Source organism: Staphylococcus sp. HMSC62B09 (assembly GCF_001839115.1).
Lineage (GTDB): Bacteria > Bacillota > Bacilli > Staphylococcales > Staphylococcaceae > Staphylococcus > Staphylococcus haemolyticus.
Genome location: NZ_KV840151.1, coordinates 39686 through 58062, shown reverse-complemented (window position 1 = coordinate 58062; position 18377 = coordinate 39686). Strand labels below are relative to the sequence as shown.

Annotated in this window: 14 protein-coding genes, 1 pseudogene and 1 riboswitch; of the genes and pseudogenes, 8 read left to right on the top strand and 7 right to left on the bottom strand. The window is 31.4% G+C overall.

The window, feature by feature from the left end; all coding sequences use genetic code 11:
• Nucleotides 1–255: 255 nt before the first annotated feature.
• The 4 genes and pseudogenes from HMPREF3265_RS08335 to HMPREF3265_RS08320 all read left to right on the top strand — a co-directional run bounded on the left by HMPREF3265_RS08335 (nt 256) and on the right by HMPREF3265_RS08320 (nt 5492).
• The gene (locus HMPREF3265_RS08335) at nt 256–1509 is read left to right on the top strand and encodes an aminoacyltransferase (RefSeq protein ID WP_070440031.1); all 1254 of its coding nucleotides are present in this window, start codon (nt 256–258) and stop codon (nt 1507–1509) included.
• Nucleotides 1510–1536: 27 nt separating this feature from the next.
• Nucleotides 1537–2796, top strand: a complete 1260-nt coding sequence (locus HMPREF3265_RS08330) for an aminoacyltransferase (protein ID WP_070440030.1) — start codon at nt 1537–1539, stop codon at nt 2794–2796.
• A 952-nt stretch (nt 2797–3748) separates the two neighbouring features.
• Nucleotides 3749–4384 (top strand): HAD hydrolase family protein, encoded by a 636-nt coding sequence (locus HMPREF3265_RS08325; RefSeq protein WP_341353477.1) that lies wholly within the window; start codon nt 3749–3751, stop codon nt 4382–4384.
• An 88-nt stretch (nt 4385–4472) separates the two neighbouring features.
• Nucleotides 4473–5492, top strand: a pseudogene (locus HMPREF3265_RS08320) (siderophore ABC transporter substrate-binding protein).
• Nucleotides 5493–5581: 89 nt separating this feature from the next.
• On the opposite strand, the gene HMPREF3265_RS08315 reads toward HMPREF3265_RS08320, so the two are convergent.
• Nucleotides 5582–5923 carry a hypothetical protein gene (locus HMPREF3265_RS08315; RefSeq protein ID WP_070581391.1) on the bottom strand — a complete coding sequence of 114 codons (342 nt, stop codon included), beginning with the start codon at nt 5921–5923 and terminating at the stop codon, nt 5582–5584.
• A gap of 170 nt (nt 5924–6093) precedes the next feature.
• Here HMPREF3265_RS08315 and pepF point away from each other — a divergent pair, with 170 nt between their 5' ends.
• Nucleotides 6094–7908 (top strand): oligoendopeptidase F, encoded by a 1815-nt coding sequence (pepF, locus tag HMPREF3265_RS08310; RefSeq protein WP_070861348.1) that lies wholly within the window; start codon nt 6094–6096, stop codon nt 7906–7908.
• 106 nt (nt 7909–8014) lie between these two features.
• Here the strand turns inward: pepF and phoU are convergent, their stop codons facing one another.
• From phoU to cvfB, 6 genes are all read right to left on the bottom strand, one after another.
• Nucleotides 8015–8656 (bottom strand): phosphate signaling complex protein PhoU, encoded by a 642-nt coding sequence (gene phoU, locus HMPREF3265_RS08305; RefSeq protein WP_037551427.1) that lies wholly within the window; start codon nt 8654–8656, stop codon nt 8015–8017.
• A gap of 12 nt (nt 8657–8668) precedes the next feature.
• The gene (gene pstB, locus HMPREF3265_RS08300) at nt 8669–9544 is read right to left on the bottom strand and encodes a phosphate ABC transporter ATP-binding protein PstB (protein WP_070581389.1); all 876 of its coding nucleotides are present in this window, start codon (nt 9542–9544) and stop codon (nt 8669–8671) included.
• A gap of 110 nt (nt 9545–9654) precedes the next feature.
• Nucleotides 9655–10575 (bottom strand): phosphate ABC transporter permease PstA, encoded by a 921-nt coding sequence (gene pstA, locus HMPREF3265_RS08295; protein ID WP_070581388.1) that lies wholly within the window; start codon nt 10573–10575, stop codon nt 9655–9657.
• 1 nt (nt 10576) lies between these two features.
• Nucleotides 10577–11503: a phosphate ABC transporter permease subunit PstC gene (gene pstC / locus HMPREF3265_RS08290; protein ID WP_011275815.1), complete on the bottom strand. Its 927-nt coding sequence runs from the start codon at nt 11501–11503 to the stop codon at nt 10577–10579.
• 185 nt (nt 11504–11688) lie between these two features.
• The gene (locus HMPREF3265_RS08285) at nt 11689–12639 is read right to left on the bottom strand and encodes a PstS family phosphate ABC transporter substrate-binding protein (RefSeq protein ID WP_037551398.1); all 951 of its coding nucleotides are present in this window, start codon (nt 12637–12639) and stop codon (nt 11689–11691) included.
• Nucleotides 12640–13007: 368 nt separating this feature from the next.
• On the bottom strand, nt 13008–13907 hold the full coding sequence (gene cvfB, locus HMPREF3265_RS08280) for an RNA-binding virulence regulatory protein CvfB (RefSeq protein WP_070440022.1): 900 nt from the start codon (nt 13905–13907) through the stop codon (nt 13008–13010).
• Between the two features lie 153 nt (nt 13908–14060).
• Between cvfB and HMPREF3265_RS08275 the strand changes: the two genes are divergently transcribed.
• The 3 genes from HMPREF3265_RS08275 to HMPREF3265_RS08265 all read left to right on the top strand — a co-directional run bounded on the left by HMPREF3265_RS08275 (nt 14061) and on the right by HMPREF3265_RS08265 (nt 18376).
• Complete coding sequence (locus HMPREF3265_RS08275) at nt 14061–15665, top strand: ABC-F family ATP-binding cassette domain-containing protein (RefSeq protein ID WP_011275812.1); 1605 nt, start codon at nt 14061–14063, stop codon at nt 15663–15665.
• 195 nt (nt 15666–15860) lie between these two features.
• Nucleotides 15861–16037, top strand: a riboswitch (Lysine riboswitch).
• A gap of 81 nt (nt 16038–16118) precedes the next feature.
• The gene (locus tag HMPREF3265_RS08270) at nt 16119–17321 is read left to right on the top strand and encodes an aspartate kinase (protein WP_070861345.1); all 1203 of its coding nucleotides are present in this window, start codon (nt 16119–16121) and stop codon (nt 17319–17321) included.
• A 65-nt stretch (nt 17322–17386) separates the two neighbouring features.
• Complete coding sequence (locus HMPREF3265_RS08265; RefSeq protein WP_011275809.1) at nt 17387–18376, top strand: aspartate-semialdehyde dehydrogenase; 990 nt, start codon at nt 17387–17389, stop codon at nt 18374–18376.
• The last annotated feature ends 1 nt before the right edge of the window (nt 18377 follow it).

The window sequence follows — 18377 nt, the reverse complement described above, 5'->3', positions numbered from 1 at the left end:
GTGGATATGTAATTTATAAAGGAAGTTCACTAGAGATTAAGACGATGTTTGATGTCTTAATCTCTATTTATTTATTTTGCAAAATATTTCAAACTAATAAATGGTTTGTATTTTAGTTTTGTTAATATCTATTGTATACTTAATGAAACTGGATAAATAAATTTTTGGTTGAAGATAAAGATATTATTGAAAATTATAATTTAAATTTTGAACTAAAAAGTAGATAAAGATTCTTTGAAGTAGGAGCAATAAATAATGAAGTTTACAAATTTAACAGCTGCAGAGTTTGGCAATTATACAGATAAGATGCCATATAGTCATTTCACACAAATGACTGAAAACTATGAGATGAAAGTTGCAAATAAAACAGAAACTCACTTAGTTGGTATAAAAAACAATGAAAATGAGGTCATTGCAGCCTGCATGTTGACAGCAGTACCAGTCATGAAATTTTTCAAGTACTTTTATTCTAACCGAGGACCTGTAATTGATTATGATAATAGAGAGCTTGTTCACTTTTTCTTTAATGAGTTAACAAAGTATTTAAAACAGCATAATTGTCTTTATGTTCGAGTTGACCCTTATTTACCATACCAATACTTAAATCATGATGGTGAAATTACAGGTAATGCTGGTAATGATTGGTTCTTTGATAAGATGAAGCATCTCGGATTTAAACATGAAGGCTTTAATAAAGGTTTTGATCCGATTAAACAAATCCGATATCATTCTGTTTTAGATTTAAAAAATAAAACATCTAAAGATATATTAAATGGAATGGATAGTCTACGTAAACGTAATACTAAAAAAGTTCAAAAAAATGGTGTGAAAGTTAAGTTCTTATCAGAAGAAGAACTTCCAATCTTCCGTTCATTTATGGAAGATACAACCGAAACGAAAGAATTCCAAGATAGAGATGATAGTTTCTATTATAACCGTTATAGACATTTCAAAGATCGCGTGCTTGTACCGCTAGCTTATATTAAGTTTGATGAGTACATCGAAGAATTACAAAATGAACGTGAAACTTTAAATAAAGATGTTAATAAAGCTTTAAAAGATATTAAAAAACGACCAGACAATAAAAAGGCATTTAATAAAAAAGAAAATCTTGAAAAACAATTAGATGCCAATCAACAAAAATTAGACGAGGCTAAAAAATTACAAGCCAAACATGGTAATGAATTACCAATTTCAGCAGGTTTCTTCTTTATTAATCCATTTGAAGTTGTTTATTATGCAGGTGGAACTTCTAATAAATATAGACATTTTGCAGGCAGTTATGCTGTTCAATGGACAATGATTAACTATGCAATTGATCATGGTATTGATAGATACAATTTCTATGGTATTAGCGGTGATTTCAGTGAAGACGCTGAAGATGTTGGAGTCATTAAATTTAAAAAAGGTTTCAATGCAGACGTAATTGAGTATGTTGGAGACTTTGTGAAACCTATTAACAAACCTATGTATTCAGTGTATAAGACACTCAAAAAGATTAAAAAATAGATTTAATTAAGAGGGGAATAGACGAATATGAAATTTACAGAGTTAACAGTTAAAGAATTCGAAAACTTTGTACAAAACCCATCATTAGAAAGCCATTACTTCCAAATGAAAGAGAATATTCAAACACGTGAAAATGATGGCTTTGAAGTAGTGTTACTAGGTGTAAAAGATGAAAGCAATAAAGTACTAGCTGCTAGTCTTTTCTCTAAAATTCCGACCATGGGAAGCTATGTATATTACTCAAATCGAGGCCCAGTAATGGATTATTCTGATTTAGGCTTAGTTGATTTTTATTTACGTGAATTAGAAAAGTATTTACATCAACACCAATGCTTATACGTTAAAATTGATCCATATTGGATTTATCAAATTTATGATAAAGATATTAATCCACTTGAAGATAGAGAGAAAAATGATGCTGTAGTTAATTTATTTAAATCACATGGATATGAACACCATGGATTCACTACTAAATATGACACATCAAGTCAAGCAAGATGGATGGGTGTTAGCTTTCTAAAAGGTGAAACACCTGCATCATTAAGAAAACAATTTGATAGCCAACGTAAAAGAAATATTAATAAAGCGATAAACTACGGGGTGAAAGTAAGATTCCTTGGTAGAGATGAGTTTCATATATTCTTAGATTTATACCGTGAAACAGAAGCAAGAACAGGTTTCGTATCAAAAACAGACGAATATTTCTATAACTTCTTTGATACTTATGGAGATAAAGTGCTTGTTCCACTCGCATATATTGATTTAGATGAATACATAAAATCATTGCAAGACGCTTTAAATGATAAAGAAAACCGTCGTGATCAAATGATGGCAAAAGAAAATAAAAATGATAAACAACTTAGAAAAATTGCAGAATTAGATAAGCAAATTGAACACGATAAAAAAGAACTCTTACAAGCAAGCGAATTACGTCAGACAGATGGCCAAATCTTGAATTTGGCATCAGGAATTTTCTTTGCAAATTCATATGAAGTGAATTACTTCTCTGGAGGTTCATCTGAAAAATATAATAATTATATGGGACCATATATGATGCATTGGCATATGATGAACTATTGCTTCGAACATGGATATGATCGATATAATTTTTATGGTTTATCTGGTGATTTTACAGAGAACAGTGAAGATTATGGTGTTTATCGCTTTAAAAGAGGATTTAATGTTTACATTGAAGAGCTAATCGGGGACTTCTATAAACCTATAAACAAGGTTAAATATTGGTTGTTTAATACACTTAATACAATTCGCAAAAAAGTAAAAAAATAAATTGATGTTATTAAAGGCTGTGACATGGTGGATGTCACAGCCTTTTTTTATCGTAACTCGTGATAGAGACAAGTTACAATACAGTGTAGGTAAATTCTAAGTTGATTTTCATGTTGCCCCCTACAATTTAATATTACCACACGTCTGATTTTTAGCAATAATATTACAAAACAAATTTATTTTGCTAAATTTAAAATATTTACATTATTATTCTTTAGCAAATTTAGTTAAGACTAACAATTTATATAAATAGATACCAAGATTAATACGAAAAAGTTACGATTCATTCAAATGTAATAACTAAACCTAATATCTAAAATTGAGATTATTACATTTACTTAAGTCTATATAATAAGAGTTCTCGATGACTCGCTTTATGTAGATGATATTAATAACTGTTGTAGTACTTAATTAGTTAACAATTAGCTTTGACAAAGATTAAACACATTTATATAACCATGTGTATTTTTAAGTATTAAATTAATTAGCTTAGAATGAACAAATTATTTAAGCTAAATATTGTAAGATAACAATCAATCATACGTAACAATAATAAAACATGTTCAAAAATCGTCCTGACAGCGTATTAATTTAAAGGTTTTATGTAGATAATTATTTGTGCTCCATTTTAGTTTACATAATATATATTATAGGAAGTTATAAATAGTAACTCAGGGGACCTATCTTGCTACCTACTATGTCTGATTTTATATATACATTTACTATCTATTCAGCAACAATTCATTTAAATATCTGGTTATATATAGTTATTTATGCTTAACTCTAAATATACTAATATATAAAGGAAATATATCAATATCGTGTTGGATATTGATTGAACAATTTGCTTTGATGGTCGTCAAATTGACTGTAAAATTACCGACCAACTTTTTAGTTTACATAATATAGGACATAAAATTATTTTTGCTTCAGCTAGACCAATTCGTGATTTATTACTGTACTACCTAATAAATTTCATAAATTTGCACTTATTGGTGGTAATGGTTCCATTATCTCTATTAATGGTCGTATAAATACACTTGCAACTAATCAGTTTGAAACATTTAATGTGATAAAACATGTCATTAATCAATATAACTTGAATTACATTGTTGATGATGAATGGAATTATGCAGCACGTGTTGATGCTACAAATACAATTTATCAACGCCTAGATCCTCAACTATTAGCACAAAAATTAACTATTAATGAGATTACTTCACCTATTAAGACGATTTTATTGAACATAGATGAAAAAGACTTTGACGAAGTTGTAACATATATAGCTACCAATGCACCTAGTCTTTCACTAATTAATCATTCAAATGAACTTAATATTGATATTACAGCTAAATATATTAATAAATTTACTGCTATTGAGCATATACTCGGTAAATATCCTACGTATGTTGCATTCGGTAACGATCATAATGATATTGAAATGTTGCAACATGCTAAAGTTGGTTATTTTGTAAATAATGAATCAATGGATGCATCTATTTTAAAAAATAATAAAAATATCCGTTGTATTTATGCAAATACGGAAGCGCTATGTGTATCTTTAGATGAATTAAGCAAACATTACTAAAATAGCTTCATTTATAATGAAATATAAACAACTTCTTATCGAAAATGATTATCAATTGCAAATATAATAATTTCATAGGAGGTTAATTATGAAAAATTCATTTAAATTTATAGTTATACTTTTCACAATAGTTTTATTATTATCTGCGTACGGTAAGGATTCAACTTCTAAATCGTCGTCATCTTTAAAGGATACGATTACAGTTGAGAATACATATGAGTTTAAAGATAAGAATAATACACATACTAAAGGAAAAATGAAAACTGAGAAAGTTAAGGTACCAGTAAATCCAGATAGAGTGGCTGTAATAGATTATAGTGCATTAGAAATTATGAAACAGATGGGATTGGAAGATAGGATTGTGGCAATTGCGAAAGGTAAAGGTGCTACTTTCTTACCTTCTTCCCTTTCAGAATTTTAAAATGATAAGTATACTAATTTAGGTAACCCTGGACAACCTAATTATGATAATTTAGCTAAAGCTAAACCCGAAGTTATCTTCACATCATTTAGACAAGCACATACTAAAACGCTAGATGAAATAAAAAAAGCTGACCCTAACGCTAAAATATTATTTGTAAGTCTTGATAATGATCGTTATATTGATTCCATTAAAGAAAATACGACATTGTTTGAGAAAATATTCAAACAACAAAACAAAGCTAAAATACTTAATGAGAAACTAAGTAAAAAAGTTGCTGAAACTAAAAAAGTTATTAATGACGATACGGTCTTGTTTTTAAATGTGGATGATAAAGGTGTTAAAGCATTTGGACCTACTGGTCGTTTTGGAGTGTTCTTAAATAAAGATTTAGGATTAAAACATGCTGACACAGCCATGAAAGCCAATTCTGCTGGGAATTCTATTACTTATGAGTATTTAAACAAAGTAAACCCAGATAAACTATTTGTAATTGATCGTACTCAAAAAGGAAATGATAAGTCGTTACTTTCTGCATTAAATAACGACCTTATAAAAATTTTAAAAGCTATTAAGAACAAACAAGTATATCAATTTGAATCTAACGCATGGTATTTTTCTGAGGGTGGAATTGAAACTACCATTGAGCAATTAGACAAAATTGAAAAAGCTTTTAAAAATAATTAGTGAAATGTTTTTAATCCCCTTACTTTAGAAAAAAGCGTTTGAAACATTTTAATATGCAAGTATGCATATATGTTTCAAACGCTTTTTTATTATCTTCTACGACGACGGATTGTTTCGTCATCATCTTCATATTTACGAATTTCTTTTTCTAGTTGTTTCTTTTTACGTTCACGACGCCAATTTCTAGTGAAATACCATAATAAAAAGCTGATAATTAAACTGATAATGGCTAGAAAAGCAGCATATCCTAGTAATGGTTGAAATGAGATATCATAAAAATTAGGAATAAAAAATGCTAAGATAGCTAACGCAACAAATGTAATTACTGCGGATACAAACCATTTCTTAAGTACTAAAGCACAGAAGACAGTTAAAATTATCGTTGCAACTATTGTAATCCATAAATAGTTGGGCATATCAAAAATAGTCATGTATATCTCCTATCATAATAAAAATCTTTCTTTTAAATACTATACAATAATATGAAATTAAATTATACCCCTTTGCCTATAAGCATAACTCGGTCTTGAGGCTTAATAATGAGTTTGAAAATGATATTGTGTATAATGATTGTGAAATGATTTTTAAGGGAGTGGAATTTATGACGTCAGGTTTACCATTTAGAAAAGATGTTTCAGAACTAGAAAAATGGAATTTAAATGATTTGTTTGATAGTGATGAACAATTTTATGACGCTTTAGATAATGTACTAAATCAATCGAAGTCATTTAATCAACAATATAAAGGGAAAATTTCAGATGCTAAGATGATAAAAAAAGTATTATCAGAATTTGAAAATATTCTTATTCAACTTGATCGTCTTGGTAATTATGCGGAACTAAGACTAAGCGTTGATACTGCTAATACTGATGCACAAACATTAAGCGCAAAGTTATCGACAAATTATGGTAAGATTTCAAGTCAGTTATCCTTTGTAGAATCTGAAATATTAATGTTACCTGAAGAGATTATTAAAGAAGCAATAGAAGAATCTGATGTGCCTCACTACTTAGAGAAATTAATTGAAAGTAAGCCATATCAATTGTCACCTGAAGTGGAACAAGTAATGGCGAGTTTATCGCCTACTTTTCAAAGTGCATATGAATTATACGGCACAACGAAAATGCTTGATATTGCCTTCGAATCATTTGAACATAACAATGTGACATACCCTATGGATTACGCAACATTTGAGAATGAATACGAGGATAATGCTGATCCAGAATTTAGACAAAAAAGTTTTAAAAGCTTTAGTGATGCTCTGAAAAAATATCAACATACTACTGCTGCGACTTACAATCAACATGTGCAACAAGAAAAAATTGAGGCTGACTTAAGAGGATATGATTCTGTCATAGACTATTTATTACACGATCAAGAAGTTACACGAGAAATGTATGACAGACAAATCGACGTAATTATGAGTAATTTAGCACCTGTAATGCAAAAATACGCTAAATTATTACAACGTATACACGGTTTAGATAAAATGCGCTTTGAGGATTTAAAGGTTTCTGTTGATCCAAGCTATGAACCTGAAATATCAATCGAAGATTCTAAACAATATATTCATGGTGCTTTAAATGTACTGGGCGAAGATTATATACAAATGGTTGAGCAAGCATATAGTGATCGTTGGATAGATTTTGCACAAAATAAAGGAAAAGACACAGGTGCTTACTGTGCTAGCCCTTATTATACACATTCATATGTATTTATTTCATGGACTGGAAAGATGACTGAAACGTTTGTACTAGCACACGAATTGGGACATGCAGGTCATTTTACATTGGCACAACAACATCAAAATTTATTAGATTCTGAAGCTTCAATGTACTTTGTAGAAGCACCATCTACCATGAATGAAATGTTAATGGCAAATTATCTATTCAGTAACAGTGAAGATCCTAAATTTAAACGTTGGGTAATTGGATCTATTTTATCACGCACATATTATCATAATATGGTAACACACTTGTTAGAAGCTGCTTACCAACGTGAAGTATATCGCAAAGTTGATAATGGTGAGTCACTCACAGCACCTGTGCTTAATAAGATTATGAGAGACGTTTATGAACAATTCTTTGGTGATGCTGTTGAATTAACAGATGGAACTGAATTAACTTGGATGCGTCAACCCCACTACTATATGGGATTATACTCATACACTTACTCTGCTGGATTAACAATTGGTACGGTTGTTTCACAAAAAATTAAACAAGAAGGCCAACCAGCTGTAGATGCATGGCTTGAGACATTAAAAGCGGGTGGAAGTCTATCTCCTATTGAATTAGCAAAAATTGCAGGTGTTGATATCACTACAGATGCACCACTTAAAGCTACTATTAAATATATCTCTGATTTAGTTAATGAAGCTGAACAATTAACAAATGAAATTGACAACAAGGCTAATTAAATTATATATATTTTGATTAATAGTAAAACCCTGATAATAACTGATTTAATCAGTCTTATCAGGGTTTAATTGTTTGATTTTGGGTTATTTAGGATTTGATACTATATTATTTTTCATAATGTTCACCAGTATAGAAATAATAAACGCTCTCTGCAATATTTCTAACATGGTCTCCGACTCTTTCAAGATTTCGTGCAGCTAAATGTGCTTGGCCAGCAACAAAAGGGTCATTATCTATTAAATATGTTGTGTTAACTATATTTGCATAAAGATCATCAATATCTTTATCACGCTCAATAATTTCTTTGATTAACGTTATATCCTCTTGTTTCGTAGCTGTATTAAGATCTTGCAACATTAGCATTGCTAATTTCCCCATCGTTTTTAATCGAGTCAATACATAGTGATCTGTAATCTTTACTCGAAGACGAATATGCGCTATATGTGCTGCGTTATCTCCCATGCGTTCAAAGTCTGTGGAAATTTTTAAAGCTGCCATCATCATTCTTAAATCCGTAGCAATTGGCTGTTGCTTTGTAATTAACATAATAACTTTTTCATTAATATCATAATCTAAGTTATTGATTATTTTATCATTCTCAATGACTTGTCTTGCAAAATTTTTATCCTCTTCACTTAACGACACTAATGCATGTTCGAGATTAAAATAAACACGAAGACCAAGGTGACGAATATCCTTAATTAATTCACCTAATTGACCTTCGTATTTATGTCTAATAATGGTCATCATTATAGAATATTAACCAAAACGTCCTGAGATGTAGTCTTCTGTTTGTTTATCAGAAGGATTAGAGAAGATTTTATCAGTGTCGTCGTATTCGTTAACATAACCATTAAGGAAGAATGCTGTTTTATCAGATACACGTGCAGCTTGTTGCATGTTGTGTGTAACCATAATAATAGAGTAATTTTCTTTTAATTCTTGAACAAGTTCTTCAACTCTTAATGTAGAGATTGGGTCTAAAGCTGATGTAGGCTCGTCCATTAAAATAACATCTGGTTCAATAGCTAAACATCTAGCAATACAAACACGTTGTTGTTGCCCACCAGATAAACCGTAAGCGTTTGTGTGTAATCTATCTTTTAATTCATCCCAAATTGCCGCGCCACGTAATGATTTTTCTACGATTTCATCTAATAATTTTTTATCTTTAATACCGTGAGTTTTAGGACCATAAGTGATATTATCGTAAATTGATTTTGGGAATGGGTTTGGTTGTTGGAATACCATACCTACATTTGTTCTTAATTTTTCTTTAGAATAGTTTTCATCAAAAATATTTTGGTCACGGTATAGAATTTTACCAGCAGTTTTTACTGAAGGTACTAATTCTACCATACGATTTAATGTTTTAATATAAGTTGATTTACCACAACCAGATGGTCCAATAATAGCAGTTACATTATTTTCTAAAATATCTAAATTAATGTTTTGTAGCGCATGTGTATCTCCGTACCATAAATCTAAGTTTTGTGTTGAATAAACTACTTTTTTATTGCTATCTGATTCTTTATTGTGTTTAACTTCATTAGATGAAACTACTGTTGAAATTGATTCTTGAGATTGATCAGTATGTTTTGCTAACTCTTTATCTTTAATATTTGTATTTGCCATAATTAAAACTCCTTTATATCTGTAAGATTGAAACGATAGTTATGCTCTATTAAAAACATGATATTATCGATTCAACCTTCACTCCCTAAATTATGTTGTATTTGATTGGATTAATATTTTCTAGAGAACTTGTTACGTAAGAAAATGGCTATTGCGTTCATTAGTAATAAGATTACAAGTAATATAATAATTGCTGCTGATGCAACATTTTGGAATTCAGCTTGAGGCATTTTAGCCCAAGTGTAAATTTGAGTTGGTAATGCTGTGAACATAGACATAATGCTTGTTGGTGTTGCTAATAGAATAGTTGGTATACCAATTAAGATTAATGGTGCTGTTTCTCCTAATGCGCGTGATAGTGATAAGATGAAACCAGTCAAAATACCAGGTAAAGCAGCCGGTAATACGACACGACGAATAGTTTGCCATTTATTTGCACCTAAGCCATAAGAAGCTTCGCGAACAGAATTAGGAACTGCTCTGATTGCCTCCTGACTTGATACGATAATAATCGGTAGAATTAACAATGACATTGTTAAAGCGGCAGCAATAACGCTATTTCCTAATGCTAATGCTTGAATACCGCCACCACGAACGAATAATGTTAATCCAAGTAAACCGAATACGATAGAAGGTACACCAGCTAAGTTAGAAATACTAATTTTAACGAAACTAGTAAAGAAATTGTCTTTAGCGTATTCTTCTAAATAAATCGCTGTACCTACACCAAGAACGATAGAGATTGGAATAATACTTATCATTAACCAAATTGTCCCTGCTAACGCACCTTTAATACCTGCTTGTGAAGGTGTAGAAGAAGAGAAATTTGTAAAGAAATCTGGTGTAAGATAGCCAACACCTTTAACAAATGTTTGTATCAATAATGCTGCAAGTACTAATAAAGCTATTACAATACATGTAAAGAATAACCATTTATTTAATTTATTTGTTTTATCACGACTTGAGATATTTTTTTCTACTTTGTTTTGGTCAATTAGTGTTTTAGCTTTAGGATTTGTAGTAGCTGTCATATTAATACTCCTCTCTGAAGCGTTTCGAAATCCAATAAGAAATTAAGTTCATTATCAATGTGAAAATAAATAATGTGAAACCTACTGCATAAATACTGTAGTACATATCAGAACCGAATGTAGCATCTCCAGTTGCAACTTCAACAATATAACCAGTCATAGTTTGAATTGAATTCGTTAAGTTTAATGAAGCTGTTGGTGAACTACCTGCAGCTAATGAAACAATCATAGTTTCACCGATCGCTCTTGAAATACCTAATACGATTGAAGCTACAACACCTGAAGCTGCGGCTGGTAATACTACTTTAGTAGCAACTTCAAATTTTGTTGAACCTAAACCATAAGCACCCTCACGAATTTTGTTTGGAACAGATGCCATTGCATCTTCACTCATACTTGTAATTACTGGAACAATCATGATACCTACTACAATTCCTGGACTGACAGAGTTGAAACTATCAAGTGCTGGAATTATTGTTCTTAGTACAGGTGTTACAAAAGTTAAAGCAAAGAAGCCAAATACAATTGTTGGAATACCTGCTAAAATTTCAAGAATTGGTTTAATAATACGTCTTGCTTTGTCACTTGCGTATTCACTTAAGTAAATTGCAGCACCTAATCCAATTGGAACTGCGACGATAGTTGCAATTACTGTAATTTTCAACGTACCAATAACTAAAGCCCAAATACCATATTTAGGATCAGAACCAGTTGGGTTCCAGTCTTTAGTGAATAAAAATTCAACAATAGATACGCGTGTGAAGAATGTTATTGTCTCAGTTATCAAAGTGAAAAGAATACCAATTGTAGTTAAAATTGAGATTGCAGCTATAATTCCTAAAATAATAGGTACGATTTTATCACTGAAACCGCCCTTTTTAGCGTTATTTTTAGCTATCAAGTCTCTAACATTAGTTTCCGATGCCATATATAACCCTCTCTTTTTCTCCCAATAAATTTAAAAAAGCGCTAGAAATTATCAGGTAAACAATGAGTTCAAATTAACCTAAAACATTTTAACAATCACCCATATATTCGAGAACAAGGTAGCAGAGTTGCTACCTTGTAATACCCCTTGAATAATTCCCAGCCCTTTGATATTAATAATGATTATTATTTATCTGATTTTTTATCGTATTTTTTTAATTCTTTAAGTTCATCTTTGTAAGTTTTTTCTGGAGAAGCTACATAACCAGCATCTTCAGCAGATTTACCTTTGTCTTCTAATGTGAATTTGATGAATTCTTTCATAACATCATTATCTTTTAATGATTTTTCTTTAACATATAAGAATAATGGTCTACTTAAAGCATATGAACCGTCTTTGATTGTTTTCTTAGTTGGTTCAGTTGTTTTACCTTTATCGTCTTTGATTTTAACTTCTTTTAATTTATCTTTGTTTTGTTCGTAGAAGTTATAACCGAAGTAACCGATACCCTCTTTGTTTTTCTCTACTGATTGAACAATTACGTTAGTGTCTCCGTTTTTCTCTGCTTTGATATCTTCTTTATTCATTACTTCTTCTTCAAAGAAATCATAAGTACCGTGACTTGAGTTTGGAGAGAAAGCTTTGATTTTTTTGTCAGGCCAGCTAGAGTTTACATCTTTCCAAGTTTTAGCTTCGCCGTTGTAGATTTTTTTCAATTGATCTTTAGATAATTCTTTAACAAAGTCGTTGTCTTTGTTAACTGCAACAGTTACACCATCTTGTGCAATTTTTAATTCTTTATATTTAATGTCTTTGTCTTCTAATTTTTGTTTTTCTTCATCTTTAATAGGTCTAGAAGCTTGTGAGAAATCAGTTTCGCCAGCGATGAATTTTTCAAAACCAGCACCAGTACCTGCTTGACCAGATGAAATAGTAGCGTTTGGATGATCTTTAGCCCATTTTTCGTTTAATTTCTCAACGATAGGAGCTACTGTTGATGAACCTTCACCTTTTGCTTCACCTTTAAGGTCTTTGCCATCTCCAGAACCACTTCCACTGCTATCTCCACCGCCACATGCGCCTAATAATACTGAAGCGCCTAAAACAGTTGTACCAACTAATTGCCATTTTTTCATTAAAATATCCTCCTAATAGATAACCCAAAATGTTATATGTATTTCTTACAATGCTTATGATACATGCCTTTTATTAATATAAAATAGTTTAAATGTAAAGTTTTCGTTAAGATTGCAGGAAAAACAATATTTTTCATAAAAATTATCTATAAAAAGACGGGAGTGATACAGCATTCATAATGAAATGCTGTATCACTCCCGTAAAGGTGACTGAAAGCGTAAAATATATTGTTAGTGTTGTATTTTACTTTGAATAAGTAATATGACTTTAAATTAATTTTTAACTTAATATTATTTAATTTTTAACGTTATTATTTTGTACTAATAAAACAACTATTTTAATAGAAGGAAAATGTTTATATTTATGATTATTTATCTTCTACTCGACTCCAACCCTTTTTGGTTAAAGAGATCTTGCCTGTTTCAATATTAATAATTTTATGTTTGTATAAATGACCTATTGCGCGTTTAAAAGAGCCTTTACTCATATTGAACACCTCTTTAATTGCTTCTGGGCTTGATTTATCCCAAAAAGGTAATTCACCTTCATATTCTACTAATAAATCAAATATTACTTGACCATCATCATCAAGACGTTCATGAGCTAAAGGTAAAAATGAACCATTGAGTTCCCCTTTGTCATTATGACCAATAACACGTACTTCTACTTCTTCACCTAATCGGGGTTCTTCTTTACGCTCTGATTCATGCACAAAGATTTTATGGCCTTCCTTCGATAATAAGAAACTACCAATTCTTAATAGTCGATATGGTCTAGCTTTAATCAGTTCATTCTGTTTTTCATCATCATATACAGGTGTAAACATTTTTTCTACAATTGTTTCACTAGCAAGACGAGCAAACATTTGATTTTCTCTATCTATACGTAATGTTACTAATACATAATCTCCAGTTTGTGGCCATAGTGATTTTACTTTTGGTAAATCTTCCCATGGGATTAGCACTTCTCTTGGTAAACCTACATCTACACGTGCACCATCTCGGTCTGTTTTTAACACTTTTGCAAAATCATATTTATCTTTTGTAATGTCAGGCATGTTTTGAGTAGCAAATAATTCGCCTGAGCGATTTGGATATATGAAGAAACTATATTCTTCACCTGTTTCTAATTCATCTTCATCATTGATTTCTGATTGATTTAATTTTACTTGTTCACCATTAGGACCTTTTAAAAGGTATGTAGAACCTTCTAAGCCAATGACTTCTAAAAATTCAATTGAACCAACAATATCTTTATCTAATGCCATAATATTCTCCTTCGAGGGTTTGTATTCTTCATTATTATAACATGCATACTAAAAACTATCATTCACGTGTTTAGATTTGCATTAGGTCGAAACTATATAAAGAATATGATATAATTTTTCCGTTAGATAAACGATAAATAAAGGAGTAAAAGCATGCTACAAGTAACTGATGTAAGTTTACGTTTTGGCGATCGTAAACTATTTGAAGATGTAAATATTAAGTTTACTGAAGGAAATTGTTATGGGCTTATCGGGGCTAATGGTGCTGGTAAATCAACGTTTTTAAAAATTTTATCAGGAGAAATTGATTCTCAAACAGGACATGTTTCAATGGGTAAAGATGAACGTTTAGCTGTTTTGAAACAAGATCACTTCGCCTATGAAGAAGAACGAGTATTAGATGTTGTTATCAAAGGACACGAACGCTTATATGAAGTCATGAAAGAAAAAGATGAAATTTATATGAAACCTGATTTCAGTGATGAGGATGGTATACGTGCCGCTGAACTAGAAGGTGAATTCGCCGAAATGAATGGTTGGAACGCAGAGGCTGACGCTGCTTCTTTACTCTCAGGTTTAGGCATATCTGCTGATTTACATGATAAGCAAATGTCAGAATTGGAAAATAATCAAAAAGTGAAAGTCTTATTAGCTCAAAGTTTATTTGGTGAGCCTGATGTACTTTTACTCGATGAGCCTACCAATGGTTTAGATATTCCTGCCATTAGTTGGTTAGAGGATTTCTTAATTAACTTCGATAATACTGTCATCGTGGTATCTCATGACCGTCACTTTTTAAACAACGTATGTACACATATTGCTGATTTAGATTTCGGTAAGATTAAATTATATGTAGGTAACTATGATTTCTGGTATCAATCTAGTCAATTAGCTCAAAAAATGGCTCAAGAACAAAATAAGAAAAAAGAAGAAAAAATTAAAGAGTTACAAGACTTTATTGCACGTTTCTCAGCTAATGCCTCTAAATCTAAACAGGCAACAAGTCGTAAGAAACAATTAGAAAAAATTGAATTAGATGATATACAACCATCTTCAAGACGTTATCCATATGTTAAATTCACACCAGAACGTGAAATCGGTAATGATTTATTGACTGTTCAAGGACTTTCTAAAACAATTGATGGTGAAAAAGTACTTGATAACATTTCATTCACTATGAATCCTAATGATAAAGCAATTTTGATTGGAGATAGTGAAATTGCAAAAACTACATTATTGAAAATTTTAGCTGGTGAAATGGAGCCTGATGAAGGTACATTTAAATGGGGTGTAACGACTTCATTAAGTTACTTCCCTAAAGATAACTCAGAGTTCTTTGAAGGCGTAGACATGAATTTAGTAGATTGGTTACGTCAATATGCACCTGAAGATGAACAAACAGAAACTTTCTTACGTGGTTTCTTAGGACGAATGTTATTTAGTGGTGAAGAAGTTAAAAAGAAAGCTAGTGTACTTTCTGGTGGTGAAAAAGTTCGCTGTATGTTAAGTAAAATGATGCTATCAAGTGCCAATGTTTTACTATTAGACGAACCTACTAACCATCTTGACTTAGAAAGTATTACAGCAGTAAATGATGGATTAGCTTCTTTCAAAGGATCAATCATCTTTACATCTTATGACTTTGAATTTATCAATACTATTGCAAATCGTGTGATTGATCTAAATCAATCAGGTGGTTTATCTAAAGAAGTTCCTTATGAAGAATATTTACAAGAGATTGGCGTATTACAAAAATAATCTATAAATACATACGCACTTCCCTATTACTAAATTGGGGAGTGCGTATTTTACTATCTTATTACCCATTTCATAAACCTTTACTTACATATGGTAAAAGTACTTTCTGATTTTTCAGTCTATTTTAAAAAATCACAATTATCGGTTTACAGACACAATTGCCATATGTATAATATAAAACATAGCAATTGAATAAGAAATTGATGAGGCGCATCAATCATCAGTATATATTAGATAAACTGTCTGCAACAGCTAATATAGAAAGGGTGCGATGCCGAAATGAATCATAATCGCAGCTATGATTTGTTGGACTTTGTGGTTAAGAGCTGAAAGTTTGTCATTATTATTTAATAATGGAGTGCATCACTTGTATATAAATCACGAACAAGTTCGCACTTCCGAACTTGTTCTTTTTTATAGCGTGTGCCTCCCTATATTTTAGGAGGTAAAGTTTTGAAGCGAAGTGTTTTGAAGTTCGGTGGTTCATCCGTCGCTAATTTTATAAAGATAAAAAATATTGCAGAAATGCTTAAGAACCGTGTGGATGACGGTGAACAATTAATTGTAGTTGTTAGTGCTATGGGTAAAACAACAGATCAATTAATGGATAATGTATCAAATCTTACTGCTACACCTAAAGATGAGGAACTCGCCCTACTTTTAACGACCGGTGAACAACAGACGGTATCATATTTATCCATGGTGTTAAATGATATCGGTGTTAATGCTAGAGCAATGACTGGTTATCAAGCAGGTATTAAAACGATTGGCCATCATTTAAAAAGCAGAATTGCTGAAATCAATCCAGAAACATTTGATAAAGCATTCACCGACAAAGATGTGTTAGTCGTTGCTGGTTTCCAAGGTATTAATGACGCATTTGAACTTACAACGTTAGGACGTGGAGGATCAGATACAACGGCAGTTGCAATTGCTGCAAGTAATCAAATTCCATGTGAAATATATACTGACGTTGATGGCGTTTATGCCACTGACCCTCGAATATTAAGTAAGGCAAAACGTTTAGATTATGTTTCTTATGAAGAAATGATGGAAATGAGTGCATTAGGTGCAGGCGTTCTTGAAACTCGAAGCGTAGAACTTGCTAAGAACTATGATATCCCATTGTATCTCGGTAGAACTTTATCAAATGAGAAAGGAACATGGATTATGTCAAGAACAGACTTATTAGAGAAAAAAGCTGTAACAGGTGTAGCATTAGATAAGCATATGATGCACGTTACAATTAGTTATCCCCTACCTGATAATCGTCTTTTAACGCAATTGTTCACAGCATTAGAAGAAGGTTCAGTAAATGTGGATATGATATCCCAAATAGTTAACGTTGAAGGATTGCAGCTATCATTCTCTATTAAAGATAGTGATGTACAACAAATTTCAACTATTTTGAGTAACCTTTCTTCTTCATTTAACGCATTGGATTATAAAATTAATGAAGAATACGTTAAAATTTCGCTTATTGGTTCGGGTATGAGAGATATATCGGGCGTTGCATCAAAGGCTTTCATTACTTTAATTAATGCAAATATCCCATTCTATCAAACTACAACATCTGAAATTAGTATTTCTTATGTGATAGATGCTGATAATGGGGAAAAAGCGGTTGAAGTATTATACAATGCATTTGATATTTAAACATCAACATGCTACTTATAAATAATTTTTTTAAAATTCAAACAAATGATATTGGAGTGACTTTTATGACAAGATTAGCAGTAGTCGGAGCAACAGGTTTAGTTGGAACAAAAATGTTAGAAACAATTGATCGCAAAAACATCAAGTTCGATGAGTTAGTATTATTCTCATCAGCTAGATCAGCAGGAAAAGAAGTTCAATTTCAAGGCCAAACGTATGTTGTACAAGAATTAACAGAAGAAGCAGCAAGTGAAAAATTTGACTACGTTCTAATGAGTGCCGGTGGTGGCACAAGTGCACAATTCGCCCCAATCTTTGAAAAGGCAGGTGCAATTGTCATCGATAACTCTAGTCAATGGCGCATGACTGAAGATATTGACTTAATTGTACCTGAAGTAAATCAACCTGAATTTAAGCGCGGCATTATTGCCAACCCTAACTGTTCTACAATTCAATCAGTAGTACCATTAAAAGTATTACAAGATCAATTTGGTTTAAAACGTGTTGCATATACAACTTATCAAGCTGTTTCAGGTTCAGGTATTAAAGGTAAAAGAGATTTAGCTGAAGGTGCAAATGGTAAAGAACCAGAAGCGTATCCTCACCCTATTTATAATAATGTATTACCACATATTGATGTATTCTTAGAGGATGGATATACAAAAGAAGAACAAAAAATGATTGATGAAACACGCAAGATTTTACATGAGCCTGAATTAAAAGTAACTGCAACATGTGCACGTGTTCCAGTACAAGATAGTCATAGTGTTGAAATTGACGTTACTTTAGATAAGGAAGCAACTGTACAGGAAATTAAAGATTTATTTGATAAAGACGAACGTGTTGTATTAGTTGATAATCCTGAAAAAAATGAATATCCTCAGGCACTTAACTCTACTGGTAGAGATGAAGTATTTGTAGGCCGTATCCGTAGAGATGACTCATTAGATAATACATTCCACGTTTGGTGCACATCTGACAATTTATTGAAAGGTGCAGCATTGAATGCAGTACAAGTATTAGAGCAAGTAATCAATTTAAAAGGAGCTAGATAAT

Excerpts from the sequence above, each read along its gene's own strand:
- cvfB (WP_070440022.1), bottom strand. The coding sequence starts at position 13,907 with ATGGCATTAGATAAAGATATTGTTGGTTCAATTGAATTTTTAGAAGTC.
- pstA (WP_070581388.1), bottom strand. The coding sequence starts at position 10,575 with ATGACAGCTACTACAAATCCTAAAGCTAAAACACTAATTGACCAAAAC.
- HMPREF3265_RS08330 (WP_070440030.1), top strand. The coding sequence starts at position 1,537 with ATGAAATTTACAGAGTTAACAGTTAAAGAATTCGAAAACTTTGTACAA.
- pstB (WP_070581389.1), bottom strand. The coding sequence starts at position 9,544 with ATGGCAAATACAAATATTAAAGATAAAGAGTTAGCAAAACATACTGAT.
- pstC (WP_011275815.1), bottom strand. The coding sequence starts at position 11,503 with ATGGCATCGGAAACTAATGTTAGAGACTTGATAGCTAAAAATAACGCT.
- HMPREF3265_RS08315 (WP_070581391.1), bottom strand. The coding sequence starts at position 5,923 with ATGACTATTTTTGATATGCCCAACTATTTATGGATTACAATAGTTGCA.
- HMPREF3265_RS08335 (WP_070440031.1), top strand. The coding sequence starts at position 256 with ATGAAGTTTACAAATTTAACAGCTGCAGAGTTTGGCAATTATACAGAT.
- HMPREF3265_RS08285 (WP_037551398.1), bottom strand. The coding sequence starts at position 12,639 with ATGAAAAAATGGCAATTAGTTGGTACAACTGTTTTAGGCGCTTCAGTA.
- HMPREF3265_RS08265 (WP_011275809.1), top strand. The coding sequence starts at position 17,387 with ATGACAAGATTAGCAGTAGTCGGAGCAACAGGTTTAGTTGGAACAAAA.
- pepF (WP_070861348.1), top strand. The coding sequence starts at position 6,094 with ATGACGTCAGGTTTACCATTTAGAAAAGATGTTTCAGAACTAGAAAAA.
- HMPREF3265_RS08275 (WP_011275812.1), top strand. The coding sequence starts at position 14,061 with ATGCTACAAGTAACTGATGTAAGTTTACGTTTTGGCGATCGTAAACTA.
- phoU (WP_037551427.1), bottom strand. The coding sequence starts at position 8,656 with ATGACCATTATTAGACATAAATACGAAGGTCAATTAGGTGAATTAATT.